Origin of the sequence: Streptomyces sp. SID4985, from assembly GCF_009863025.1 — a bacterium.
Taxonomy (GTDB): domain Bacteria; phylum Actinomycetota; class Actinomycetes; order Streptomycetales; family Streptomycetaceae; genus Streptomyces.
Genome location: NZ_WWIR01000680.1, coordinates 48,683 through 71,427 on the forward strand (window position 1 = coordinate 48,683; position 22,745 = coordinate 71,427).

26 protein-coding genes are annotated in these 22,745 nt (G+C 71.1%); 20 read left to right on the forward strand and 6 right to left on the reverse strand.

Annotation, left to right across the window (positions count from 1 at the left end; genetic code table 11):
* Positions 1-45 precede the first annotated feature (45 nt).
* The 5 genes from GTW40_RS29705 (at position 46) to GTW40_RS29725 (ending at position 4,718) form a co-directional block, all read left to right on the forward strand.
* A complete protein-coding gene (locus GTW40_RS29705; RefSeq protein WP_161183219.1) occupies positions 46-1,431 on the forward strand; it encodes an NADP-dependent succinic semialdehyde dehydrogenase in 1,386 nt (461 codons plus the stop codon).
* 25 nt (positions 1,432-1,456) lie between these two features.
* Positions 1,457-1,687, forward strand: a complete 231-nt coding sequence (locus tag GTW40_RS29710; protein ID WP_161183220.1) for a DUF6213 family protein — start codon at positions 1,457-1,459, stop codon at positions 1,685-1,687.
* A 226-nt stretch (positions 1,688-1,913) separates the two neighbouring features.
* Positions 1,914-2,966, forward strand: coding sequence for a type III polyketide synthase (locus GTW40_RS29715; RefSeq protein WP_161183221.1), 1,053 nt, complete (start codon positions 1,914-1,916; stop codon positions 2,964-2,966).
* An 11-nt stretch (positions 2,967-2,977) separates the two neighbouring features.
* Positions 2,978-4,192 (forward strand): cytochrome P450, encoded by a 1,215-nt coding sequence (locus GTW40_RS29720; protein WP_161183222.1) that lies wholly within the window; start codon positions 2,978-2,980, stop codon positions 4,190-4,192.
* A gap of 7 nt (positions 4,193-4,199) precedes the next feature.
* Positions 4,200-4,718: a cupin domain-containing protein gene (locus tag GTW40_RS29725; RefSeq protein ID WP_161183223.1), complete on the forward strand. Its 519-nt coding sequence runs from the start codon at positions 4,200-4,202 to the stop codon at positions 4,716-4,718.
* 86 nt (positions 4,719-4,804) lie between these two features.
* On the opposite strand, the gene GTW40_RS29730 is transcribed toward GTW40_RS29725, so the two are convergent.
* A complete protein-coding gene (locus GTW40_RS29730; protein WP_161183224.1) occupies positions 4,805-6,031 on the reverse strand; it encodes an acyl-CoA dehydrogenase family protein in 1,227 nt (408 codons plus the stop codon).
* 172 nt (positions 6,032-6,203) lie between these two features.
* Between GTW40_RS29730 and GTW40_RS29735 the strand changes: the two genes are divergently transcribed.
* Positions 6,204-6,848, forward strand: coding sequence for a TetR family transcriptional regulator (locus GTW40_RS29735; protein ID WP_161183225.1), 645 nt, complete (start codon positions 6,204-6,206; stop codon positions 6,846-6,848).
* Positions 6,849-6,881: 33 nt separating this feature from the next.
* Here GTW40_RS29735 and def read toward each other — a convergent pair whose 3' ends face one another.
* The gene (gene def / locus GTW40_RS29740; protein WP_202486585.1) at positions 6,882-7,421 is read right to left on the reverse strand and encodes a peptide deformylase; all 540 of its coding nucleotides are present in this window, start codon (positions 7,419-7,421) and stop codon (positions 6,882-6,884) included.
* 150 nt (positions 7,422-7,571) lie between these two features.
* On the opposite strand from def, the gene GTW40_RS29745 reads away from it, so the two are divergent.
* The 8 genes from GTW40_RS29745 to rocD all read left to right on the forward strand — a co-directional run bounded on the left by GTW40_RS29745 (position 7,572) and on the right by rocD (position 14,908).
* On the forward strand, positions 7,572-8,810 hold the full coding sequence (locus tag GTW40_RS29745) for a MurT ligase domain-containing protein (protein ID WP_161183227.1): 1,239 nt from the start codon (positions 7,572-7,574) through the stop codon (positions 8,808-8,810).
* Between the two features lie 20 nt (positions 8,811-8,830).
* Positions 8,831-9,559, forward strand: coding sequence for a glutamine amidotransferase (locus GTW40_RS29750; protein ID WP_161183228.1), 729 nt, complete (start codon positions 8,831-8,833; stop codon positions 9,557-9,559).
* 238 nt (positions 9,560-9,797) lie between these two features.
* Entirely contained in the window at positions 9,798-10,823 is a 1,026-nt protein-coding gene (locus GTW40_RS29755) for a 6-phosphofructokinase (RefSeq protein WP_161183229.1), read from the forward strand.
* A gap of 105 nt (positions 10,824-10,928) precedes the next feature.
* On the forward strand, positions 10,929-11,879 hold the full coding sequence (locus tag GTW40_RS29760) for a cytochrome c oxidase assembly protein (RefSeq protein ID WP_161183230.1): 951 nt from the start codon (positions 10,929-10,931) through the stop codon (positions 11,877-11,879).
* A gap of 122 nt (positions 11,880-12,001) precedes the next feature.
* Entirely contained in the window at positions 12,002-12,187 is a 186-nt protein-coding gene (locus GTW40_RS29765) for a hypothetical protein (RefSeq protein ID WP_161183248.1), read from the forward strand.
* A gap of 34 nt (positions 12,188-12,221) precedes the next feature.
* Positions 12,222-12,707: an Lrp/AsnC family transcriptional regulator gene (locus GTW40_RS29770; protein ID WP_161183231.1), complete on the forward strand. Its 486-nt coding sequence runs from the start codon at positions 12,222-12,224 to the stop codon at positions 12,705-12,707.
* A gap of 165 nt (positions 12,708-12,872) precedes the next feature.
* Positions 12,873-13,685: a dimethylargininase gene (gene ddaH / locus GTW40_RS29775; RefSeq protein WP_161183232.1), complete on the forward strand. Its 813-nt coding sequence runs from the start codon at positions 12,873-12,875 to the stop codon at positions 13,683-13,685.
* Complete coding sequence (gene rocD / locus GTW40_RS29780; RefSeq protein WP_161183233.1) at positions 13,682-14,908, forward strand: ornithine--oxo-acid transaminase; 1,227 nt, start codon at positions 13,682-13,684, stop codon at positions 14,906-14,908. The genes ddaH and rocD overlap by 4 nt, the downstream gene beginning before the upstream one ends.
* A 55-nt stretch (positions 14,909-14,963) precedes the next feature.
* Here the strand turns inward: rocD and GTW40_RS29785 are convergent, their stop codons facing one another.
* The 4 genes from GTW40_RS29785 to GTW40_RS29800 form a co-directional block, all read right to left on the reverse strand.
* Positions 14,964-15,569 (reverse strand): DUF305 domain-containing protein, encoded by a 606-nt coding sequence (locus GTW40_RS29785; RefSeq protein WP_161183234.1) that lies wholly within the window; start codon positions 15,567-15,569, stop codon positions 14,964-14,966.
* A 76-nt stretch (positions 15,570-15,645) separates the two neighbouring features.
* Positions 15,646-16,044 carry a DUF6153 family protein gene (locus tag GTW40_RS29790; RefSeq protein ID WP_202486586.1) on the reverse strand — a complete coding sequence of 133 codons (399 nt, stop codon included), beginning with the start codon at positions 16,042-16,044 and terminating at the stop codon, positions 15,646-15,648.
* 103 nt (positions 16,045-16,147) lie between these two features.
* Positions 16,148-16,624 (reverse strand): hypothetical protein, encoded by a 477-nt coding sequence (locus tag GTW40_RS29795; protein ID WP_161183235.1) that lies wholly within the window; start codon positions 16,622-16,624, stop codon positions 16,148-16,150.
* A 67-nt stretch (positions 16,625-16,691) separates the two neighbouring features.
* The gene (locus tag GTW40_RS29800) at positions 16,692-17,879 is read right to left on the reverse strand and encodes a zinc-dependent alcohol dehydrogenase (protein WP_161183236.1); all 1,188 of its coding nucleotides are present in this window, start codon (positions 17,877-17,879) and stop codon (positions 16,692-16,694) included.
* Positions 17,880-18,051: 172 nt separating this feature from the next.
* Between GTW40_RS29800 and GTW40_RS29805 the strand changes: the two genes are divergently transcribed.
* The 6 genes from GTW40_RS29805 to GTW40_RS29830 all read left to right on the forward strand — a co-directional run.
* Entirely contained in the window at positions 18,052-19,095 is a 1,044-nt protein-coding gene (locus tag GTW40_RS29805; protein ID WP_161183237.1) for an NAD-dependent epimerase/dehydratase family protein, read from the forward strand.
* A 128-nt stretch (positions 19,096-19,223) separates the two neighbouring features.
* Entirely contained in the window at positions 19,224-19,955 is a 732-nt protein-coding gene (locus GTW40_RS29810) for a GAF and ANTAR domain-containing protein (protein ID WP_161183238.1), read from the forward strand.
* Positions 19,956-20,051: 96 nt separating this feature from the next.
* A complete protein-coding gene (locus GTW40_RS29815; protein ID WP_343245822.1) occupies positions 20,052-20,279 on the forward strand; it encodes a hypothetical protein in 228 nt (75 codons plus the stop codon).
* Between the two features lie 111 nt (positions 20,280-20,390).
* Positions 20,391-20,681: a hypothetical protein gene (locus GTW40_RS29820; RefSeq protein WP_161183239.1), complete on the forward strand. Its 291-nt coding sequence runs from the start codon at positions 20,391-20,393 to the stop codon at positions 20,679-20,681.
* A 10-nt stretch (positions 20,682-20,691) separates the two neighbouring features.
* Complete coding sequence (locus GTW40_RS29825; protein WP_161183240.1) at positions 20,692-22,182, forward strand: MFS transporter; 1,491 nt, start codon at positions 20,692-20,694, stop codon at positions 22,180-22,182.
* A 258-nt stretch (positions 22,183-22,440) separates the two neighbouring features.
* Positions 22,441-22,745: cbb3-type cytochrome c oxidase subunit I (locus GTW40_RS29830; protein ID WP_343245823.1), on the forward strand; the 305-nt coding region annotated here is incomplete at its 3' end.

Sequence of the window (22,745 nt, forward strand, 5' to 3'; positions counted from 1 at the left end):
CGCCGCGCGCGAAGGTCGAGGAAAAACCGCTCAGGGAGGCCAGCCATGCCCATCGCGACGGTGAACCCGGCGAACGGCGAGACGCTCAAGACGTACGAGCCGATGGACGACGCCGAGGTGGAGCGCAGGCTCCAGCTCGCGGAGGCCACCTTCCGTACTTATCGCACGAGCCCGTTCGCCGAGCGCTCCCGGCTGCTCAACCGGGCCGCCGACCTGCTCGACGAGGACCGCGACGAGGTCGCTCGGGTCATGACCCTGGAGATGGGCAAGCCGATCGGCCAGGCCCGCGCCGAGGCCGCCAAGTGCGCCAAGGCGATGCGCTGGTACGCCGCCCGCGCCGCGGAACTCCTCGCGGACGAGGTCCCGGACCCGGCGGACGTACGGGACTCCGGCGCCCTCGGGGTCCGGGTCGTCTACCGTCCGCTGGGCCCGGTCCTCGCGGTGATGCCGTGGAACTTCCCGCTCTGGCAGGTGATCCGCTTCGCCGCGCCCGCGCTGATGGCGGGCAACGTCGGCCTCCTCAAGCACGCCTCGAACGTCCCCCAGACCGCCCTGTACCTGGAGGACCTCTTCCACCGTGCGGGCTTCCCAGAGGGCTGTTTCCAGACCCTGCTGATCGGCTCCTCGGCCGTCGACGCGATCCTGCGCGACGACCGCGTGAAGGCCGCGACGCTCACCGGCAGCGAACCGGCCGGCCGCGCGGTCGCCTCCACCGCCGGCGAGATGATCAAAAAGACGGTCCTTGAGCTGGGCGGCAGCGACCCCTTCCTCGTCCTCCCCTCCGCCGACCTCGACCGCGCCGCGCGCACGGCGGTGCTCGCGCGGACGCAGAACAACGGCCAGTCCTGCATCGCCGCCAAGCGGTTCATCATCCACCGGGACGTCTACGACGCGTTCGTGGCGGAGTTCGTCGCCCGCATGAAGGACCTCACCGTCGGCGACCCGCTGGACGAGAACGTGAACATCGGCCCGCTCGCCACCGAGCAGGGCCGCAACGACGTGGAGGAACTGGTCGACGACGCGCGCCGGAGCGGGGCCGAGGTGCTGTGCGGGGGCGAGCCGCCCGAGGGTGCGGGCTGGTTCTACCCGCCGACCGTCCTCGGCGGGATCACCCGCGAGATGCGCATCCACCGCGAGGAGGCGTTCGGGCCGGTGGCCACGCTGTACCGCGCCGACGACCTGGAGGAGGCGATCCTGATCGCCAACGACTCCCCGTTCGGCCTCAGTTCGAGCGTGTGGACCCACGACCCGGACGAGATGGCGCACTGCGCGCGGGACATCGAGGCGGGGGGCGTCTTCATCAACGGGATGACGGCCTCTCACGCGGCGTTCCCCTTCGGCGGTGTGAAGCGCTCGGGGTACGGACGTGAGCTGTCCGGGCAGGGAATCCGGGAGTTCTGCAACATCACGACGGTTTGGCAGGGTGCGTGAGGGTAGCCGGACTACGATCCGGACTGTGACCCGCGAAGTGACGTTGCCCTTGATCGTGGACGACCGTGGCGCGCTGTCGGTTTCAGCGGCCGATGTGAGTGCGTTGCTGCGCAGTGTGGGGGCGCGGTGGGTGCATCTCGTCGAGGCGGGGGAGAGGCTGGACGAGGATACGGTTGCCGCGTTGACCATTGAGTTGGCGAAATTGGCGGACCGGATTGATGTGGCGTGCATTGCGCATAGCAGTGGGGCGCCGTAGGGGTTCTGTCGTCGTTTGGGTGCGGGCCGTCGGGGGCTGATCGCGCAGTTCCCCGCGCCCCTAAGGAAGTTGTCCCTGGCCTGCGATTATGGGCTCTCGTTACTCTCTGTTCTCGCCGGTTCGGCGTAACACCGCGCGAGTTCGTCGCTCTCTCGGGTGAGTGTGGGTGGACCACCTTCTGACCGGCGGACGAAGGCCCGCCGGACGGCGAAAGCAGGGACCGCTCATGGCGACTTTGTGCAGACCCTCGGTGTCCGTGCCGGAGCATGTGATCACGATGGAGGAGACGCTGGAGCTGGCGCGTACGCACCACGCGGACAACCCCCAGCTCCCGCTGGCCCTCCGGTTGATCGAGAACACCGGAGTGCGCACCCGGCACATCGTGCAGCCCATCGAGGAGACCCTGAAGCACCCGGGGTTCGAGCAGCGCAACAAGCTCTACGAGTCGGAGGCCAAGGCCCGTGTCCCCGCGGTGATCCGCGAGGCGCTCGACGACGCGGAGCTCCTCACCTCTGACATCGATGTCATCATCTACGTGTCGTGCACGGGTTTCATGATGCCCTCGCTCACCGCGTGGCTGATCAACGAGATGGACTTCTCCAGCACCACCCGGCAGCTGCCCATCGCCCAGCTGGGCTGTGCGGCGGGCGGTGCGGCCATCAACCGGGCGCACGACTTCTGTTCGGCCTACCCCGACGCCAACGCCCTCATCGTGGCCTGCGAGTTCTGCTCGCTGTGCTACCAGCCCACCGACCTCGGCGTCGGATCGCTGCTGTCCAACGGCCTGTTCGGCGACGGCATCGCGGCCGCCGTCGTACGCGGAGTGGGCGGCCGGGGTGTCCAGCTGGAGCGCAACGGTTCGTACCTGATCCCCAAGACCGAGGACTGGATCTCGTACGACGTGCGGGACACCGGGTTCCACTTCCTGCTGGACAAGCGGGTGCCGACCACGATGGAGCCGCTGGCCCCGGCGCTCCAGGACCTCGCGGGCACCCACGGCTGGAACGCCTCCGACCTGGACTTCTACATCATCCACGCGGGCGGCCCCCGAATACTCGACGACCTCAGCAAGTTCCTGAACGTCGAGCCGCACGCGTTCCGGTTCAGCCGGTCCACGCTCACCGACTACGGGAACATCGCGAGCGCCGTCGTCCTGGACGCGCTGCGCCGGCTGTTCGACGACGGCGGTCCCGAGCACGGGGCGCGGGGGCTGATGGCCGGGTTCGGGCCCGGGATCACCGCCGAGATGACCGTCGGCCGCTGGTCCGAGGGCAGTTGAGAGGAGGCGCCATGTCCGAGGAGACACTCACCGAGACCCAGCCTCCCGTCCGGCAGTGGCCCGCGCTCGACCTGGCCGGGACGGACTTCGACCCGGTGCTCACCGAGTTGATGCGCGAGGGCCCGGTCACCCGCATCCAACTGCCCAACGGCGAGGGCTGGGCGTGGCTGGTCACCCGGCACGACGATGTGCGCCTGGTGACCAACGACCCCCGGTTCGGCCGGGAGGCGGTCATGGACAAGCCGGTCACCCGGCTCGCCCCGCACTTCATCCCGGACCGGGGAGCGGTCGGCTTCCTGGACCCGCCCGACCACACCCGGCTGCGCCGCTCGGTCGCCGCCGCGTTCACCGCGAAGGGCGTGGAGCGGGTCCGGGAGAAGTCCCGGCACATGCTGGAGGAGCTGGTCGACGAACTCCTACAGGACGGCCCGCCCGCCGACCTCACCCGGTCGGTGCTGAGCCCCTTCCCCATCGGGGTCATCTGCGAGCTGATGGGCGTCCCGGCCGCCGACCGGCACTCGATGCACGAGTGGACCCAGCTCATCCTGTCCTCGGCGCACGGCAAGGAGGTCAGCGAGCAGGCCAAGCGCGAGATGGGCGCCTACTTCTCCGACCTGATCGCCCTGCGCGAGGGCAGCACCGGCGAGGACGTGACCTCGCTGCTGGGCACGGCCGTGGGCCGGGCCGAGGTCACCCTGGAGGAGGCCGTCGGGCTCGCCGTACTGCTCCAGATCGGCGGCGAGGCGGTCACCAACAACAGCGGGCAGATGTTCTATCTGCTGCTGACCCGGCCGGAGTTGGCGGACCGGCTGCGCCGGGACCCGGCGATCCGCCCGAAGGCCATCGACGAGCTGCTGCGCTACATCCCGCACCGCAACGCCGTCGGCCTGTCCCGGATCGCCCTGGAGGACGTGGACATCAGGGGTGTGCGCGTGCGGGCGGGCGACGCGATCTACGTCTCCTACCTGGCCGCCAACCGCGACCCGGAGGTCTTCCCGGACCCGGAGACGATCGACTTCGAGCGCAGCCCCAATCCGCACGTGGCCTTCGGCTTCGGCCCGCACTACTGCCCCGGCGGAATGCTGGCCCGGCTGGAGTCCGAACTCCTGGTGGACACGCTCCTCGACCAGGTGCCCGGCCTCAGGCTCGCGGTGCCGCCGGACCAAGTGCCCTTCCGCAAGGGTGCGTTGATCCGGGGTCCCGAGGCGCTTCCGGTGACCTGGTGAGCGCCCCATGACCACCGAGGGACTGCTGGTGCCGCCGGGCCAGGGCCGGGTCGTGGAAACGGCCGCCCAGCGGGTCACGTTCAAGGTCACCGGCACCCACTCGCGGACGGCCTCCACCTTCGAGGTGGAGGTCCCGCCCGGGTTCGACGTCGGCGCCCATGTCCACACGCGCAGCGAGGAGTTGTTCTACGTCCTGGACGGCGAACTGGACGTCCTCGCCTTCGAGCCGCGCGTCCGCACCCCCGACAACTGGCAGAAATGGGAGTCGACTTCGGGCACGAGAGTGGTACGAGCCACCCCGGGCACCCTCATCGTCGTACCCCCCGGCTGCCCCCACGCCTTCGCCAACCCCACGGACACCCCGGCGAAGATGTTCTTCCAGGCCTCTCCCCCACCGGACCACGAACGCTATTTCGAGGAACTCCTGGAGATCCTGGACAGCGGAGGTCCGCCGGATCACGAGGCGATAGAAGCGCTGAGAAGGCGCTACGACATAACCCAACTCACACCCTTGAAACACCGGTGAGTTGACCAACCTCAAAGGGGCGCGGGGAACTGCGCGACAAGCCACAGACGACCGGCACTCCGCAACGCACCCGCGCCCCCACGGCGCTACCGAATCGGCACCCCCGCGAGCGTCCGCGCAATAACGAGCCGCTGAATCTCGCTCGTCCCCTCAAAGATCGTGTAGATCGCCGCATCCCGATGCATCCGCTCAACGGGATACTCCCGGGTGTACCCATTCCCCCCAAGAATCTGAATCGCCTGCCCAGTGACCTTCTTGGCCGTCTCGGAGGCGAACAACTTCGACATGGACCCCTCCGCCGCAGTGAACGGCTTCCCATTGACGGCCATCCAGGAAGCCCGCCACACGAGCAACCGAGCCGCGTCGATGGAAGTCCGCATGTCGGCCAACTGGAACGCAACCCCCTGGTTGTCCACGATGGCCCGCCCGAACTGCTCCCGAGTGACGGCGTAATCGAGAGCCACCTCGTAGGCAGCCCGAGCCGTACCGACAGCCATGGCCCCGACGGCAGGTCGAGACGCCTCGAACGTGGCCATCGCCGCGTTCTTCACGCGCTCGCCCCCGCTACGGGCCCGCTCCCGCGCCCGAGCCAGCCGCTCGTCCAGCTTCTCCTTGCCCCCGAGCAGGCAGGACCCGGGAACACGGACATTGTCGAGCACGACCTCGGCCGTATGCGAGGCACGAATCCCGTGCTTCTTGAACTTCTGCCCCTGGGACAGCCCCGCCGTGCCGGGCGGGACGATGAAGGAGGCGTGGCCCTTGGAGCCGAGGTCCGGGTCGACCACCGCGACGACGACGTGGACGTTGGCGATGCCGCCGTTGGTGGCCCAGGTCTTGGTGCCGTTCAGCACCCACTCGTCCTTGGCCTCGTCGTATACGGCACGGGTCCGCATCGAGGCGACGTCGGAGCCCGCGTCGGGCTCGGAGGAGCAGAAGGCGGCGACCTTCACGTCACTGGCGTCGCCGTACATCTGGGGGATCCAGGTGCCGATCTGTTCCTCGGTGCCGTTGGCGAGGACGCCGACGGCGGCGAGGCCGGTGCCGACGATGGAGAGGGCGATGCCCGCGTCACCCCAGAACAGCTCCTCCATGGCCATGGGTATGCCGAGGCCGGTGGGGTCGAAGTACTGCTGGGCGTAGAAGTCGAGGGAGTAGATGCCGACCTTGGCGGCCTCCTGGATGACCGGCCAGGGAGTCTCCTCACGCTCATCCCATTCGGCGGCCGCGGGGCGGATGACGTCGGCGGCGAAACCGTGCAGCCAGTCCCGGACCTCCTTCTGTTCGTCGTTGAGCTCCATGGTGAACTCGGCCATGTCCCCTCCAGCGGCGGCGCGTACTACTGTTACTAGCGGTAACCAGAGTCTGTTACCGACCGGTAGAGGAAGTCAACTCCGTATGGCCTCTCGGTATCCCGTTCGATGTCAGGGGGCCTTTCAGTGTTACTTTGCGCAGGCGTCACCGAATCAGCACAGGTGGGGAGAGCACATGGACACCACGCAGCGGACCGATCAGCAGCGGTCCGCCGACCGCCGACGGCGCGAGTTGCTGGAGGCCGCCGACCGGGTGGTGCTGCGCGACGGCCCGCAGGCGTCGATGAACGCCATCGCCGCGGAGGCGGGCATCACCAAGCCGATCCTCTACCGCCACTTCGGCGACAAGGGCGGCCTCTACGCCGCGCTCGCCAAACGGCACACCGACGCCCTGCTCGCCTCGCTGCGGGCGGCCCTGGACGCGCCCTCGGACCGGCGCGAGCGGGTGGAGAACACTCTCGACACCTACCTCGCCGCCATCGAGGCCCGGCCGCAGGTCTACCGCTTCCTGATGCACCCCGCCGAGGGCACCCCGTCCGGCGACCCGGGCTTCGACGTGGGCAAGCACAGCGTGCCGCTGCTGCGGCGGATGGGCGAGGAGCTGGCCCAGGTCATCGAGGAGCGGGTGGACCTCGGTCCGGGCAGCGAGCAGCTGGCCCGGGTGTGGGGGCACGGGATCGTCGGCATGATGCACGCGGCCGGCGACTGGTGGCTCGGCGAGCGGCCCTGCTCGCGCACCGAACTGGTGCGTTCCCTCGCGGACTTGCTGTGGGGCCGCCTCGCGGCCGCCGGGGACCGGGTCGGCGGCCCGGGCTTCTGAGCCGACCCGGGCCTCCGGCGCGTCCGCAGGCCCTCAGCGGCTCCAGTCGGCCCGCTTCACCTGCCGGTCGAGCCGCCGCTTTCGCCAGCCGGTGACCCGGTCCGCGTAGACCGTGCCGTCCAGGTGGTCGCACTCGTGCTGGAGGCAGCGGGCGAAGAAGCCCGTGCCGTGCACGGTCACCGGTTCGCCGTCCATCGTGAAGCCCTCGACCACCGCGTGGTCGTACCGTTCCGTGCCCGCCTCCAGGCCGGGCAGGGAGAGGCAGCCCTCGGGTCCGCGCAGCTCGATGCCGTCCGCCGTCACCAGGCGCGGGTTCACCACGTGGCCGAGGTGGCGGACCTCCTCGTCGTCGGGACAGTCGTACACGAACACCCGCGAAGGGACGCCGATCTGGTTGGCGGCGAGGCCGACTCCCTCGGCCGCGTACATGGTCGCGAACAAGTCCGCGACGAGCTGTGCGAGTTCCGGACCAAAGTCGGTGACCTCCGCGCAGGGGGCGTGCAGCACGGGGTCGCCGAGGAGGGAAAGGGGCCTGACGCGCCCTCGGGCGCCCGGGATGGAGCGTTGTCGCATGGCGGCAAGGGTACGGTTCGTTCGGCCCATGACCACCGCGCGGTGTGGGCCGGGATTCGGGTGTGCGAACGGTTCTCGATAGGCTGAGGCCCCCACCACGTTGCCGGATGGCCTGAGGCGCGGCGCGTACGCAAGGAGGATCGAGGACTGATGGCAGGCAACTCGGACCCGCTCTCGCCGCGGGCCAAGCTGGCCGTGACCGCGGGCAAGGCGGTCGCGGCGGCATCACGCGCCGCCGGACGCGGCAGCGGGTCGGTGATCGGCGGGAAGGTCGCCCTGCGGCTCGACCCCGACCTGCTGGCCCGGCTCGCCACGCACCTGGACGTCGTCCTGGTGTCGGCGACCAACGGCAAGACCACCACGACCCGGCTCATCGCGGAGGCGCTGCGCGCCGCCGGACCGGTCGTGTCCAACGCGCTCGGCGCCAACATGCCGGCCGGTATCACCTCCGCCCTCGCGGGCGGCTCGGACGCCAAGTTCGGCGTCATAGAGGTGGACGAGAAGTACCTGGCCGGTGTGGCGCGGGACACCAGCCCGAAGTGCATCGCGCTGCTGAACCTCTCGCGCGACCAGCTGGACCGCGCGGCCGAGACCCGGATGCTCGCCGAGAACTGGCGCGAGGGTCTGTCGGACTCCAAGGCCGTGATCGTCGCCAACTGCGACGACCCGCTGGTGGTGTGGGCGGCCTCGTCCTCCCCCAACGTGGTCTGGGTCGCGGCCGGACAGATGTGGAAGGACGACGCCTGGTCCTGCCCGTCGTGCGGTGGCGTCATGCAGCGCCCCGGCGACGACTGGTTCTGCGGCGAGTGCGGCTTCCGCCGTCCGACCCCGAGCTGGGCGCTCTCCGGCGACCACGTGCTCGACCCGCACGGCTCGGCCTGGCCGATCCACCTCCAGCTGCCGGGCCGCGCCAACAAGGCGAACGCGGCCAGCTCCGCGGCCGTCGCCGCCGTCTTCGGGGTGCCCCCGCAGGTGGCCCTGGAGCGGATGTACCAGGTGCAGGCGGTCGCCGGACGCTACGACGTGGTCCAGTTCCAGAACCGCGATCTGCGGCTGCTGCTGGCGAAGAACCCGGCCGGCTGGCTGGAGACCTTCTCCCTGATCGACCCGCCGCCGACCCCGGTGATCCTGTCCGTGAACGCGCGCGGCGCGGACGGCACCGACACCTCGTGGCTGTGGGACGTGGACTACACACGGCTGACCGGCCACCCGATCTTCGTGATCGGTGACCGCAAGCTGGACCTCGCCGTCCGCCTGGAGGTCGCGAACCAGGACTTCCAGGTGTGCGAGAACCTCGACCAGGCCGTGCAGCTCGCGCCGCCGGGCCGTATCGAGGTCATCGCGAACTACACCGCGTTCCAGGACCTGCGCCGCCGGGTCGGCAACTGATCAGGAAGGGCGATCACCTCATGAGCGACAACCAACTGCGGCTGGTGTGGATCTATCCCGACCTGCTGAGCACCTACGGCGACCAGGGCAACGCGCTCGTCGTGGAGCGCCGGGCGCGGCAGCGCGGCCTGGACGTGGCCCGGCTGGACGTGCGCAGCGACCAGCCGATCCCGACCTCGGGAGACATCTACCTGATCGGTGGCGGCGAGGACCGGCCCCAGCGGCTGGCGGCCGAGCGGCTGCGCCGCGACGGTCACCTCCAGCGGGCGGTGGAGAACGGCGCGATCGTGTTCTCCGTCTGCGCGGGCTACCAGATCCTGGGCCACGAGTTCATCAACGACCTCGGCCAGCGCGAGCCGGGCCTCGGTCTGCTCGACGTGGTCTCGGTGCGCGGCGAGGGCGAGCGGTGTGTCGGCGACGTGCTCGGCGACATCGACCCTCAGCTCGGTCTGCCCCCGCTGACCGGCTTCGAGAACCACCAGGGCGTCACCCATCTGGGCCCGACCGCCCGCGCCTTCGCCCAGGTCCGCCTGGGCCGGGGCAACGGCACCGGGGACGGCACGGAGGGCGCGTACAACGGGACCGTGTTCGGTACGTACATGCACGGGCCCGTGCTGGCCCGTAACCCGCAGATCGCGGACCTGCTGCTGAAGCTGGCGCTGGACGTGAACGCGCTGCCGCCCATCGACGACCGGTGGTACGAGGCGCTGCGCGAGGAGCGGATCGCGGCGGCGAAGCAGCCCGCGTAGGGGCGAACCCCCGACCCGCGCAAGGGCGAACCCCTAAAAGGGTCAAAGCAGTACATTCCAGGCGGGCCTGTGACGGTGTCACGGGCCCGCCTGACTGTGTGTCCGCTCACCTGTGCGGGCGCGTCCATCAGGCGGACGCCCGGTGGGACGGTGGCCGATCGCGCCGTACTCTGACCGGGAAAGCCGCCGGACAACGTGGTCCGGCCTCCCGGTACTCGTCGAGAAGGTATCTCGGGCTATGCGCATTGGTGTCCTCACCTCCGGTGGCGACTGCCCCGGTCTGAACGCCGTCATCCGGTCCGTCGTACACCGCGCCCTCGTCGACCACGGCGACGAGGTGCTCGGCTTCCGGGACGGCTGGAAGGGCCTCCTGGAGTGCGACTACACGAAGCTCGACCTCGACGCCGTGAGCGGCATCCTGGCGCTCGGCGGCACCGTCCTCGGTTCGTCCCGGGTGCGCCCGGAGCGGCTGCGCGGCGGGGTGGAGCGGGTGCGGGGCCATGTCGAGGAACTGGGCCTGGACGCGATCATCCCGATCGGCGGCGAGGGCACGCTCAAGGCGGCCCGGCTGCTCTCCGACAGCGGTCTGCCCATCGTGGGCGTGCCGAAGACCATCGACAACGACATCGCCGCGACGGACGTCACCTTCGGCTTCGACACGGCGGTCGGTGTCGCCACCGACGCGCTCGACCGGCTGAAGACGACCGCCGAGTCCCATCAGCGGGTGCTCATCGTGGAGGTCATGGGGCGCCACACCGGCTGGATAGCGCTGCACTCGGGCATGGCGGCGGGCGCCCACGCCGTCCTCGTCCCGGAACGGCCCTTCGACGTCGAGGAGTTGGCGCAGCGGGTCGGCGCGCGGTTCGCGGCGGGCAAGCGGTCCGCCATCGTGGTGGCGGCCGAGGGCGCCGAGCCGCGCGCGGGCTCCATGGAGTTCGACGAGGGCGGCACGGACGTGTACGGCCACCGGCGCTTCGCCGGGGTCGCCCGGCAGCTCGCGGTGGAACTGGAGCGGCGGCTCGGCAAGGAGGCCCGCCCGGTGATCCTCGGGCACGTCCAGCGCGGGGGTACCCCGACGGCGTACGACCGGGTGCTGGCGACCCGGTTCGGCTGGCACGCGGTGGAGGCGGTGCACCGCGGGGAGTTCGGGATGATGACCGCGCTGCGCGGCACCGAGATCGTGACGGTGCCGCTCGCGGAGGCGGTGAGCAGCCTGAAGACGGTCCCGGCGGAGCGGTACGCCGAGGCGGAGTGCGTGGTCTGAGGGGCCTCAGGGTACGGGCGACCCCGCTCACGGGCGGTCACGGCGGCGCCCGTACCCTGAGTGCGGACAGAATCCGCACAACCCCCACGAACCAGGAGCCGCCGGATGGACCACAGCGGGCACGGCATGATGCCGGATCTGCCGCCGTTCACGCTGGGACGGGGGCTGGAGTGGTCGGCGGACCCGTTCTTCCTGATCGCCTGTCTGGCCGGGCTCGGGCTGTACGGCTGGAGCGTGGTGCGGCTGCGGCGGCGCGGGGACCAGTGGTCGACGGCGCGGACGGTGTCGTTCGCGGTGGGTGTGCTGACCATCGGCCTGACGATGTGCACCAAGTTGAACGACTACGGCATGGTCATGTTCAGCGTGCACATGGTGCAGCACATGATCATCAGCATGCTGTCGCCGATCCTGCTCCTGCTCGGCGCCCCGATGACGCTGGCGCTGCGCGCGCTGCCGACGGCGGGCAAGGGGCGCAGGGGACCGCGCGAGCTGCTCCTCGCGCTGCTGCACAGCCGGTACATGCGGGTGATCACGCATCCGGCGTTCACGATCCCGATGTTCATCGCGAGCCTGTACGCGCTCTACTTCACCCCGCTGTTCGACTTCCTGATGGGCTCGCAACTCGGGCACATCGCGATGATGGTGCACTTCCTCATGGTGGGCGTGGTGTTCTTCTGGCCGATCATCGGCGTGGACCCGGGCCCGCACCGCCCCGGCTATCTGATGCGGATGCTGGAGCTGTTCGCGGGGATGCCGTTCCACGCGTTCTTCGGCATCGCGTTGATGATGGCGTCCGAGCCGATGGTGAAGACCTTCCAGCACCCGGCGGCCTCTCTCGGCATCGACGCGCTGAGCGACCAGGGCGCGGCGGGCGGCATCGCCTGGGGCTTCAGCGAGGTCCCCTCGGTGCTGGTGCTGATCGCCCTGCTCTTCCAGTGGTACGGCTCCGAACAGCGGCAGGCCCGCCGCAAGGACCGCGCGGCGGACCGGGACGGTGACAAGGAGCTGGAGGCGTACAACGCCTATCTGGCCTCGCTGAGCGGGCGCCAGGGCTGACACTGCCGGGGACAACGAGTCGTACGGGGCCGGTCGCGGAGAACGCGGCCGGCCCCGAGTCGTGCCACGGACGGCGGATGCGGGGCACCATGGGGGTGGACCACCACGAGGAGGGTGCCGCGATGCCCGGTTCCACGAACGGTTCCACCCGGCCCAACGGCTCCACGAGAGTGATGGGTGCCCTGACGGTCGGCGGCCTCGTCGTCGTCACCGCGTACACGGTCGTCCTGGGCGGCAACGGCTGGCTCTGGTTCGGCTGGATCGTCCTGGTGCTGCTGACGCTGGCCCTGGTCCTCACCAAGTCGTAGGGCGCCCTCTGGCCAGGCTGATTACAGTGCCCGCATGAACAGCAGGGCCACGTCCTTCGACGACCTCGACCGGAAGATCATCACCGCGCTGATGGCGAACGCGCGGAGCAGTTTCGCCGAGATCGGGGCGATGGTCGGGCTGTCGGCCACGGCGGTGAAGCGGCGGGTGGACCGGCTGCGGGAGAGCGGTGTGATCACCGGGTTCACGGCCACCGTGCAGCCCTCGGCGCTGGGCTGGCGCACCGAGGCGTATGTGGAGGTCTACTGCGAGGGGGCGGCGCCGCCCAGGCGGCTGGCCGAGGTCGTGCGGGGGCATCCGGAGATCGCGGCGGCCATGACGGTGACCGGCGGCGCGGACGCGCTGCTGCATGTGCGGGCGCGGGACGTGGAGCACTTCGAGGACGTCCTGGAGCGCATTCGCGCCGAGCCCTTCATCCGGAAGACGATCAGTGTCATGGTCCTGTCCCACCTTCTCCCGGACAGTCCGGAAGCGGGCGCCACCCAGGCCGCACCGGAGTGATCGTCCGGTAAACCTCGAACGGACGCAGGTGTCGTGCGTTCTCCCTGGTGGAGACGCAGCGATACTGCGCGGACACGCAGCTTTTGTTTCTTGTCCGCCGTCGGCGGGTGTTCTTACCGTGGTGACATCCCCGAGTGACACACCGGAAAGCGGAGGAAACCCTCTGTGGCCGAAACCCGTGTGCGGCGCCCCCGGCGCTTCCTGGTCTGCGAACCCAGACACTTCGAAGTGCGGTACGCCATCAACCCCTGGATGCGTCCCGACGCCCCCGTGGACGTGGATCTGGCGCGGACCCAGTGGCGCACGCTGATCAGCGTCTACCGCGACCACGGACACACCGTGGAGGAGATCGACCCGGTCCCCGGCCTGCCCGACATGGTGTTCGCCGCCAACTCGGCGTTCGTGGTCGGCGGCCGTGTCTTCGGCTCGCTGTTCCACTCGGTGGAGCGGCGCCCGGAGTCCGAGCACTACGACGCGTGGTTCAAGACGGCGGGCTACGACGTCTACCGCCCGCTGTCGGTGACCGAGGGCGAGGGCGACCTGGTGTGGACCGGCCGGTACGTGCTGGCCGGCACCGGCTTCCGCACCTCCCGCGAGGCCCACCGCGAGGCCCAGGAGTTCTTCGGGCACCCGGTGATCGCGCTGACCCTGGTGGACCCGTACTTCTACCACCTGGACACGGCCCTGTTCGTGCTGGACGACGACAACATCGTCTACTACCCGGAGGCCTTCTCCACGGGCAGCCAGGAGGTGCTGCGGCGGCTGTACCCGGACGCCGTGCTCGCCACCCGGGACGACGCGCTGGCCTTCGGTCTGAACTCGGTGTCCGACGGCCGTCACGTCTTCATCGCCCCCCAGGCCGAGGCACTCGCCGCGCGTCTGGACGACCATGGATACACCCCCGTTCCCGTCGACCTGTCCGAGCTGCACAAGGCGGGCGGCGGCATCAAGTGCTGCACCCAGGAGATCCGCTCATGACCGCACCCGCGCACCCGCGCACGTCCGACGACCTCATCCGGGCGGAGGAGCCGGTCCTCGCGCACAACTACCACCCGCTGCCCGTCGTCGTGGCGCGGGCCGAGGGCGCCTGGGTGGAGGACGTCGAGGGCCACCGCTACCTCGACATGCTGGCGGGCTACTCGGCCCTCAACTTCGGCCACCGCCACCCCGCGCTGATCCAGGCCGCCCACGACCAGCTGGACCGCCTCACCCTGACCTCCCGCGCCTTCCACAACGACCGGCTCGCCGAGTTCGCGGAACGCCTCGCGGCCCTCACCGGGCTCGACATGGTGCTGCCGATGAACACCGGCGCGGAGGCGGTGGAGAGCGGCATCAAGCTGGCCCGCAAGTGGGCGTACGACGTGAAGGGCGTCCCCGACGGCCAGGCCGACATCGTCGTCGCCGCGGACAACTTCCACGGGCGTACGACCACCATCGTCAGCTTCTCCACGGACGAGACGGCGCGTGCGGGCTTCGGCCCCTTCACGCCCGGCTTCAAGGTCGTGCCGTACAACGACCTCGCGGCGCTGGAGGAGGCGGTCGACGAGAACACGGCCGCGGTGCTGATCGAGCCCATCCAGGGCGAGGCCGGGGTCATCATCCCGGACGAGGGCTACCTGACCGGGGTGCGCGAGCTGACCCGGCGCAAGGGGTGCCTGTTCGTCGCGGACGAGATCCAGTCCGGGCTCGGCCGCACCGGGCGCACCCTCGCCGTCGAGCACGAGAACGTGGTGCCGGACGTGCTGCTGCTCGGCAAGGCGCTCGGCGGCGGGATCGTGCCGGTGTCGGCGGTCGTCGCGCGGCGCGAGGTCATGGAGGTGCTGCACCCGGGCGAGCACGGCTCCACCTTCGGCGGCAACCCGCTGGCGGCGGCCGTCGGCACGGCGGTGGTCGAACTCCTGGAGACCGGCGAGTTCCAGAGCCGGGCCGCCGAGCTGGGCCTCGTCCTGCACGAAGGGCTCACCGCGCTGCTCGGCCACGGCGTGACCGGGTTCCGGGCGCGGGGCCTCTGGGCGGGCGTGGACGTGGACCCGGCGCTCGGCACCGGGCGCGAGATCAGCGAGCGGCTGATGCGCGAGGGCATCCTCGTCAAGGACACCCACGGCTCGACGATCCGGCTGGCGCCGCCGCTGACCATCACGGCGGAGGAGCTGCGCGGGGCGCTGGACACCCTGGCGAAGGTGCTGGGGCAGGCGGGCTGAGTACGGAGCCGGTGGGCCGGGCGCGGGTGCGTCCGGCCCACCGGCGTACCCGGCGCTACTTTTCGCCGTCGAGCAGCTTCTTCATCTCCGCGATCTCGGCGCTCTGGCCGTCGATGACCGCACCGGCCAGCTTCGTGGCGGGGGCGTAGCGGCCCTTGTCCTTCTCCGTGGTGGCCATCTGCACGGCGCCCTGGTGGTGGCGGATCATCAGGGAGAGGAAGGCGGAGTCGAAGGCGGCGCCCTTCTTCTTCTCCAGGTCCGCCATGTCGTCAGCGCCCATCATTCCGCTCATGCCCGTGTGGGCCGAGTGGTCCATGCCGGCCATGGGCGCCTGCTCGCCCCAGGACTTCAGCCAGCCGCTCATGGTGCGGATCTCCGGGTCCTGCGCCTTCTCGATGCGCGCGGCGAGGTCCTTGACCTGCGCGGAATCGGTCCGGCCGGTGGCGAGCCGGGCCATCTCCAGGGCCTGCTGGTGGTGCGGGATCATGCCCTGCGCGAAGGCGACGTCCTGGGCGTTGTGCGCCGCCGCGGTGGCGGTGGCGCCGTGCGCGGAGTGGGCTCCGGTGTCGGTGCGGTCGCCGCCGCAGGCGCCGAGGAGGAGCGCGGCGGAGAGGGTGACCGCGCCGAGCGCGGCCGTGCGGAAGGTGTGACGGGTGGTCATGCTGGAACTCCTGTGGTCCGGAAGGTTGTTGAGGGCACACCGCTGAACGCGACCGCGTACGGTCGCGCGAGTGCCTCTAGATCCGCAGGAGTTGGAGTTCCGCCAGGGAGGGCGGGGCGCGGGCCCCGTCCGGCGCCGACGCGGGTCGGGCGGGTGAGAGGGCGCCGGTCACGGGGGCGATGACGTCCGGGGAAGCGGGGAGCGCCAGTTCGGGACCGCCGGGTACGGCGCCCGACGCGCAGGTGGCGTCGGCATGGTGCGCGTGCCCGCTTCCGTCGTGGCCGTGGTCGTGCTCCGCCCCGCAGTCGCACGGGGCACTGAGCACGACCGCCATGTGCGGGGCGCTCGCCCGCTGCACGGACCCGAGTCCGCCGCCGGGTGCCAGACCGTGCATGGCCAGCAGCCCGCCCAGCACCAGCAGCACGAGCAGACGCCACGGGGGCGGGGCTGGGGTGCGCTGACGGGTGCCGGACATCGACAGCATCGTACGACGGCGCCGCTTCCGGCCCGCGCCCGGACCCGCCGGTCGGGACAGTCCGTGACGACCGTGTGCGGCGGCTCCGGGGGCCGGGAGGGGGCTACCCGTGGCAGCGGTGGCACTCCGACGCCGTCAGGATGCCGTAGGTGACGGTGCCGTAGACCAGGTGCGGGACCACGTCCGAGGTCCAGTCCACGGCGGACCAGGTCCTCGGGTCGCTCACGCCGAGCCGGGCCATCGGCAGGTCGGCGCCGGCCATGGCGAGGGCGCCGGTGACGATGCCGCCGAGCCACCAGGGCATCCGGATTCCGGCGCCGCGCAGCAGGGAGACGACCACACCGGTGGCGCAGCCGACGCCGATGCCGGAGAGCGCGGCGATGCCGGTCAGGCGGTTCGCCAGGGTCTCGCCCGCGCCGGGGACGGGGTGGCCCACGTCGTGGGCGGCCTTGTCCACGACCTCGGACGGGGCCTCGCTGGCGGGCCTGCCCCGCAGCGCCATGTCGGCGTAGGTGACGGCGTTCAGCACGGTCGTTCCGGCGGCGCCCGCGACGCCGCCACGCAGAATGGTCTGGATCATGGGCGCCGAGTTCCCAGGCGGGGGCGGCCGAATCCTGATCGGGTCGCCGTGTTGACCGTGCCGCCGCTCACCACGGCTCCAGGATCGTCTTGACCATGCCGTCGCTCTTCGTCTGGAACATGTCGTACGCCTGCGGACCGTCCTCCAGCGACATGATCTGGGTGGCGAAGGTGTCGACGCCGAGCGGGTCCTCGTCGGTGAGCAGGGGCAGGATGTCGTCCACCCAGCGGTGCACGTTGGCCTGGCCCATGCGCAGCTGGATCTGCTTGTCGAACAGCGTGAGCATCGGCATCGGGTCGGCCATGCCGCCGTACACCCCGGAGACGGAGAGGGTGCCGCCCCGGCGGACGGTGTCGATCGCGGCGTGCAGCGCGCCGAGGCGGTCGACGCCCGCGTGTTCCATGAGCTTCTGGGCGAGCGCGTCGGGCAGCAGTCCGGTCGCCCACTGGGCGGCCTTGGCGACGGGGGCGCCGTGCGCCTCCATGCCGACCGCGTCGATGACGGCGTCGGGGCCGCGTCCGTCGGTGAGGTCGCGGATCGCGTCGGGCAGCGAGTCGCCGTACGTGCCGATGTCGAACACGGTGGCCCCGCGGGCCCTGGCGCGCTCCAGCCGTTCCGGTACGAGGTCGACGCCGATGACCTGGCCCGCTCCCCGCTCCTGGGCGACACGGCAGGCCATGTCGCCGATGGGGCCGAGGCCGAAGACGGCCACCGAGCCGCCGGGCGGGATGTCCGCGTACTCGACGGCCTGCCAGGCGGTGGGCAGTACGTCGGACAGGTAGAGGAAGCGCGCGTCGGGCGGGCCGTCGGGGACCTTGACCGGGAGTTCGTCGCCGAAGGGCACCCGCAGGTACTGGGCCTGGCCGCCGGGCACCTGGCCGTAGAGCTTGGTGTAGCCGAACAGCGAGGCGCCCATGCCCCGGTCGCGGACCTGGGTGGTCTCGCACTGGGAGTGCAGGCCCTGGCGGCACATGTGGCAGGTGCCGCAGGAGACGTTGAAGGGGACCACGACCCGGTCGCCGGGGGCGAGCGAGGTGACCTCGGGACCGGTCTCCTCCACCAGGCCCATGGGCTCGTGGCCGAGGATGTCGCCCTCGTCGAGGAACGGCCCGAGGATCTCGTACAGATGCAGGTCCGAGCCGCAGATCCCGGTCGAGGTCACCCGGACGATCACGTCGGTGGGGTCCTGCAACCGGGGGTCGGGGACGGTCCGGATCTGTACGTCCCTCCTGCCCTGCCAGGTGAGAGCACGCATGGTCGCCTCCAGGGTGTGTGCCGGGCTCGTCGTCGTGCCGAGTACCCGGCGGCCGGGGGCTCACCCGGCGCCGGTCGTCGGCAGCCATGGGGTGCGTGACGGCCTGCGTGCACGGGTACCCGGCAGGCCGGAAAGCAGGTGAAACGCGCATATATGTCGGGAGGTGGTTGTCATGGCGCACACGGAGCCGGGCGGCACGGGCGGCCTGCGGGTCGTGGTCGTCGGGGCGACCGGCAACGTCGGCACCAGCGTGGTACGGACGTTGAGCGAGCGCCCGGAGGTGGGGTCGGTCCTCGGGCTGGCCCGCCGGACACCCGACTGGCAGCCGCAGAAGACGACTTGGGCGGCCGTCGACGTCGAGCCCGGCGGCGACGACCTCCTCCCCCACTTCACGGGCGCGGACGCCGTGATCCACCTGGCCTGGAAGTTCCAGCCCACGCATGATCCGTTGACGACCTGGCGGACCAACGTGCTAGGCAGCAGGCGGGTGTTCGAGGCCGTGGCCGGGGCCGGGGTGCCCGCACTGATCCACGCCTCGTCCGTGGGCGCGTACTCGCCGGGCCCCAAGGACCGTACGGTGGACGAGTCTTGGCCGACCGACGGCTGGCCGCAGGCGGCGTACTGCCGCGAGAAGGCGTACCTGGAGCGCTGCCTGGACGCCTACGAGCAGGCGCACCCGGAGATCCGGGTCGTGCGGATGCGCCCCGGCTTCATGTTCAAGCGGGAGTCCGCCGCCGAACAGCGCAGGATCTTCGCGGGATCGCTGATCCCACCCCAGCTGATACGGCCGCAGTTCGTCCCGGCGGTGCCGGATCTGCCGGGTCTGGTGTTCCAGGCGCTGCACACCGACGACGCGGCCGACGCGTTCGCGCGGGCCGTCACCCTCCCGGTGCGTGGCGCGTTCAACCTCGCCGCCGAACCGGTCCTGAACGCCGACGAGTTGGGCAAGCTCCTGGAGGCGAAGCCGGTACGGGTGCCGCTGCCTCCGCTGCGGGCCGCGCTCGCGGCGGCCTGGTGGCTGCGGCTGGTGCCCGCCTCACCCGACCTCTTCGACGCGGTGCTACGGCTGCCGTTGATGAACTGCGCCCGCGCGCATGAGGAGTTGGGCTGGCGGCCGACGCGTACGGCCCTGGAGGCGATCCAGGACTTCCTGGACGGGCTCGGTGAACGGGCGGGCATGGACACCGCGCCACTCGCCGCCGACTGCGGACGGTGACGGCTCCTGAGCACCCCTGTCGCACGCGGACACGTTTCGCCCCGGCTCACCTGGAGAACCGGGCGGGTGGACGCGGACCCGTCCCGGACGGCACCGGCCTTCCGGGACACGGTCGGAGGTGGTGGATCATGACTGCTGACCTGACCCGGATCGACCCCGGTCAGATGCCCGAGTCCCTGTGCCGCGCCTGCGTGGGGCTGCTGCCCGTCGACGGCGCCTCCGTCTCCATCGCGGGCGGACCGAGCGTACGGGCCACCTGGTGCGCCAGCGACCGTACGGCGGCGCGGCTCGCGGAGACGCAGTACACGCTGGGCGACGGCCCCTGCCGGAGCGCGCTGGACAGCGCGGCGGTGGTGCTGGCCGGGGACCTCACGCGGGGACCGGACGCGCACCGCTGGCCCGTGTTCGCCGCCGAGGCCGTGCGTCTGGGCGTGGAGGCCGTGTTCTCGCTGCCGCTGGACGTCGACGGCACCACCGTCGGCACCCTCGACCTGTACCGCGACCGCCCCGGCGGACTGTCCGGGTCCGACCTGCGGATCGCCCTGTGGACCCGGGACGCCGTCACCTTTGCCGTCACGAACATCCAGCCCGGCGACGAAGCGGCCGAATCGTCCGCCGAGGAAGGGGTGGCGCCGTGGACGCGGGCCTCGGAGGCCGACCACGGCGAGGTGCAGCAGGCGGTCGGCATGGTCATGGTCCAGCTCGATCTGTCCCCGGAGCAGGCGCTGGACCATATCCGGGCGGCCGCGTTCGCCGAGGGCCGGACGGTCAGCGAGCTGGCGCACGACATCGTGCTGCGCAGGTTCGGCTTCGGGGCGGAGCCGGACGGCGGCCATGGCGCACGGGAGGGCGCTCCCTGACGTGTCCCGCTCCGCTCCTGGCCGACGGGGGCCATGTTTGCCCCGTGCCGCACCGGTGACTCGGCCAGGGAAGCCCTGCGGGGACCCGGAAGGAAGATGAAGGCCGTGACCAGCGACACCGCCATGACCAAGGACACCGAGGACACCGAGGACAGCACCGGGGACACGAGGGAGTGGGCGTCCGTCCGCGTCGTCGAGACCGGCTGGGCGAGGGCCCGTCGGCTGCGCGGCCAGCGGGTGCGTACCTGTGTGGCCGCGGTCGTCCCGAAGGACTCCGCGCCCCGGACCGGTACGGAGTGGAACATCGTCAGGGGCGAGGACTGATCCTCCGGCCTGCGGAGACGGCGGAATTCGTTTCCGCCGTCCCCGCGTTTCACCTGATGTCCGCCGGATACTTGAAACGGAGTATTTCCTCCGCCCGAGAGGGTGTTTCCCATGGATGTCGTCTATCTGTCCGAGCGGGAATTGCGGGCATTGGCCGAGATGGACAAGACCCTGGGCAGGGAGCCCTTCCTGATCCGGCACCTCCGGGGGCGGCGGCTCGCCCTGTGGGTGTCGGCGCTCGCCTTCGTCTCCGTCTGTCTGCTCGCCCTGGACGTGGTGTTCCGGAACCTGCTGCTGACCGGCGCGTTCGTGGTCGTCTGGGCGATCACCCTGACCGGTCTGGTGGGGCTGGTCGTGCGCTGGAGCCACCGGTGGAAGAGGCAGGTGACGATCCGTATATGAGGAGCCGTACATGAGGAGGCCGGAGACCGGGGAGGCCGGTTACGAGCCCGACCCGCGCAGGTGGCGGGCCCTGTCGGTCACGTTGGTGGCCGGGTTCATGAGCCTGCTGGACGTGACGATCGTGGCGGTCGCGCTGCCCACCATCCAGCGGGATCTGCACGCCTCACCCGCCCAGGTGCAGTGGGTGGTCTCCGGATACGCCCTCACCTTCGCGCTCGCCCTGGTCACCGCGGGGCGGCTCGGCGACGCCCTGGACCGGCGCCGTATCTTCCTGCTCGCGCTCAGCGGCTTCGTGCTCTTCAGCGCGGCCTGCGGAGCGGCCCCCGACATCACGCTCCTGGTGGTGGCGCGTCTCGCCCAGGGTCTCGCGGCGGGCTTCATGGCGCCGCAGAACTCCGCGCTCATCCAGCAGCTGTTCCGGGGCGCCGAGCGCGGCCGGGCCTTCGGCTTCTTCGGCGCGACGGTCGGCATCTCCTCCGCCGTGGGGCCCCTGACCGGCGGCGCGATCCTCGCCCTGGCCTCCGGCGACCAGGGCTGGCGGTGGATCTTCTACGTCAACGTGCCCATCGGCATCCTCGCCGTCCTGCTGGGCCGACGGCTCCTCCCCCGCACCCGGCGCGGCGGGCGGGGGCACGTGGACGTCCCCGGGGTGCTGCTCCTCGGTCTCGGCGTGCTCGCGGTCATGTTCCCGATGGTCCAGGCGGACTCCGGTGGCATCGGGCGCCTGTGGTGGCTGTTCCCGGCGGGCGCGGCGCTCCTCGTCCTCTTCGCGGCCTGGCAGCGGCGGCTCGTCGCCCGTGACACCCAGCCGCTGCTGGACCCGCGCCTGTTCACCACCGTGCGCGGCTACGCCGTGGGCGCGGGCGTCGGCACCCTGTACTTCATCGGCTTCAGCGGTGTCTGGCTGGTGTTCGCGCTCTTCTACCAGCACGGTCTCGGCTTCTCGCCGCTGATGTCCGGGCTCGCGGTGACCCCGTTCGCGCTCGGCTCCGCGATGGCCGCCGTGCTGGCCGGGCGGCTGGTGGAGCGCTTCGGCCGCGTGCTCACGGTGTGCGGTCTGACGGCGGTGCTCGCGGGCCTCGGCGGCACCGCGCTCCTGCTCCGCCTCGCCCCGCTCGGCGGCGCCCCGTGGCTCGCCGCTCCGCTGCTGTTCCTGGGCGGTGTGGGCAGCGGGTTCGTGGTGTCCCCGAACATCACCATGACCCTGCGCGAGGTGCCCGTCCACATGGCGGGCGCGGCGGGCGGCGCCCTCCAGACCGGCCAGCGCCTCGGCGCGGCGGTGGGTACGGCGGCGCTGCCGGGCCTGTTCTACGTCGCTCTCGGCGGCCACGGCGACTACCGCTCCGCGCTCACCACGGCCCTGGCCGCCGCCCTCGTCGGCATGGCGGCGTCCCTGGCGCTCGCGACCTTCGACTGGCGGCGGGACCGGCGCGCGTCCCGGGATCGGCGCGAGTGTCCCGACGAGGTCGCGCACGATCCGGTGAACGCCCGGCAGAGCTGAGCCCGCGCGGGGGGGGCGCTTTCCCGATCGCGGCGCGCGCGGTGCGATCGGGCCCATTAGCCGGCCGCGCGACGCGCATTCCCCTTCACGAGCCACGCGATGCGCTTTTCCGACCACTGCTCCACTCGTGTGCGGCAACCACCCGTACGGCGGCATGTCGACCGCCCGGGAGCGCCCTTCTCCGCCCCGAGCCACCAGGATTGCGGTCACCTACGCCATGGGGCGGCCGGACCGCGAACACCAGGAGAAGCGCAACCCGTGACTACCATCGACCGCCCCGAGCCGGCAGCGGAGGACTCGTCCGAGAACGAGCTGCTGGTCCGGCGCAGCGAGCCCGGCAGTGTCGTGGTGAAGTGGCTGACGACCACCGACCACAAGACGATCGGCACGCTGTATCTCTTGACGTCGTTCGCCTTCTTCCTCATCGGCGGCGTACTGGCGCTGCTGATGCGCGCCGAGCTGGCCCGGCCGGGGTTGCAGATCATCTCCAACGAGCAGTTCAACCAGGCGTTCACGATGCACGGCACCGTGATGCTGCTGATGTTCGCGACGCCGCTGTTCGC

Bases quoted from the DNA above. Each gene is read 5' to 3' on its own strand.
- GTW40_RS29705 (WP_161183219.1), top strand. From the start codon at position 46: ATGCCCATCGCGACGGTGAACCCGGCGAACGGCGAGACGCTCAAGACG.
- GTW40_RS29715 (WP_161183221.1), top strand. From the start codon at position 1,914: ATGGCGACTTTGTGCAGACCCTCGGTGTCCGTGCCGGAGCATGTGATC.
- GTW40_RS29720 (WP_161183222.1), top strand. From the start codon at position 2,978: ATGTCCGAGGAGACACTCACCGAGACCCAGCCTCCCGTCCGGCAGTGG.
- GTW40_RS29725 (WP_161183223.1), top strand. From the start codon at position 4,200: ATGACCACCGAGGGACTGCTGGTGCCGCCGGGCCAGGGCCGGGTCGTG.
- GTW40_RS29730 (WP_161183224.1), bottom strand. From the start codon at position 6,031: ATGGCCGAGTTCACCATGGAGCTCAACGACGAACAGAAGGAGGTCCGG.
- GTW40_RS29735 (WP_161183225.1), top strand. From the start codon at position 6,204: ATGGACACCACGCAGCGGACCGATCAGCAGCGGTCCGCCGACCGCCGA.
- def (WP_202486585.1), bottom strand. From the start codon at position 7,421: ATGCGACAACGCTCCATCCCGGGCGCCCGAGGGCGCGTCAGGCCCCTT.
- GTW40_RS29745 (WP_161183227.1), top strand. From the start codon at position 7,572: ATGGCAGGCAACTCGGACCCGCTCTCGCCGCGGGCCAAGCTGGCCGTG.
- GTW40_RS29750 (WP_161183228.1), top strand. From the start codon at position 8,831: ATGAGCGACAACCAACTGCGGCTGGTGTGGATCTATCCCGACCTGCTG.
- GTW40_RS29755 (WP_161183229.1), top strand. From the start codon at position 9,798: ATGCGCATTGGTGTCCTCACCTCCGGTGGCGACTGCCCCGGTCTGAAC.
- GTW40_RS29760 (WP_161183230.1), top strand. From the start codon at position 10,929: ATGGACCACAGCGGGCACGGCATGATGCCGGATCTGCCGCCGTTCACG.
- GTW40_RS29765 (WP_161183248.1), top strand. From the start codon at position 12,002: ATGCCCGGTTCCACGAACGGTTCCACCCGGCCCAACGGCTCCACGAGA.
- GTW40_RS29770 (WP_161183231.1), top strand. From the start codon at position 12,222: ATGAACAGCAGGGCCACGTCCTTCGACGACCTCGACCGGAAGATCATC.
- rocD (WP_161183233.1), top strand. From the start codon at position 13,682: ATGACCGCACCCGCGCACCCGCGCACGTCCGACGACCTCATCCGGGCG.
- GTW40_RS29785 (WP_161183234.1), bottom strand. From the start codon at position 15,569: ATGACCACCCGTCACACCTTCCGCACGGCCGCGCTCGGCGCGGTCACC.
- GTW40_RS29790 (WP_202486586.1), bottom strand. From the start codon at position 16,044: ATGTCCGGCACCCGTCAGCGCACCCCAGCCCCGCCCCCGTGGCGTCTG.
- GTW40_RS29795 (WP_161183235.1), bottom strand. From the start codon at position 16,624: ATGATCCAGACCATTCTGCGTGGCGGCGTCGCGGGCGCCGCCGGAACG.
- GTW40_RS29800 (WP_161183236.1), bottom strand. From the start codon at position 17,879: ATGCGTGCTCTCACCTGGCAGGGCAGGAGGGACGTACAGATCCGGACC.
- GTW40_RS29805 (WP_161183237.1), top strand. From the start codon at position 18,052: ATGGCGCACACGGAGCCGGGCGGCACGGGCGGCCTGCGGGTCGTGGTC.
- GTW40_RS29810 (WP_161183238.1), top strand. From the start codon at position 19,224: ATGACTGCTGACCTGACCCGGATCGACCCCGGTCAGATGCCCGAGTCC.
- GTW40_RS29815 (WP_343245822.1), top strand. From the start codon at position 20,052: ATGAAGGCCGTGACCAGCGACACCGCCATGACCAAGGACACCGAGGAC.
- GTW40_RS29820 (WP_161183239.1), top strand. From the start codon at position 20,391: ATGGATGTCGTCTATCTGTCCGAGCGGGAATTGCGGGCATTGGCCGAG.
- GTW40_RS29825 (WP_161183240.1), top strand. From the start codon at position 20,692: ATGAGGAGGCCGGAGACCGGGGAGGCCGGTTACGAGCCCGACCCGCGC.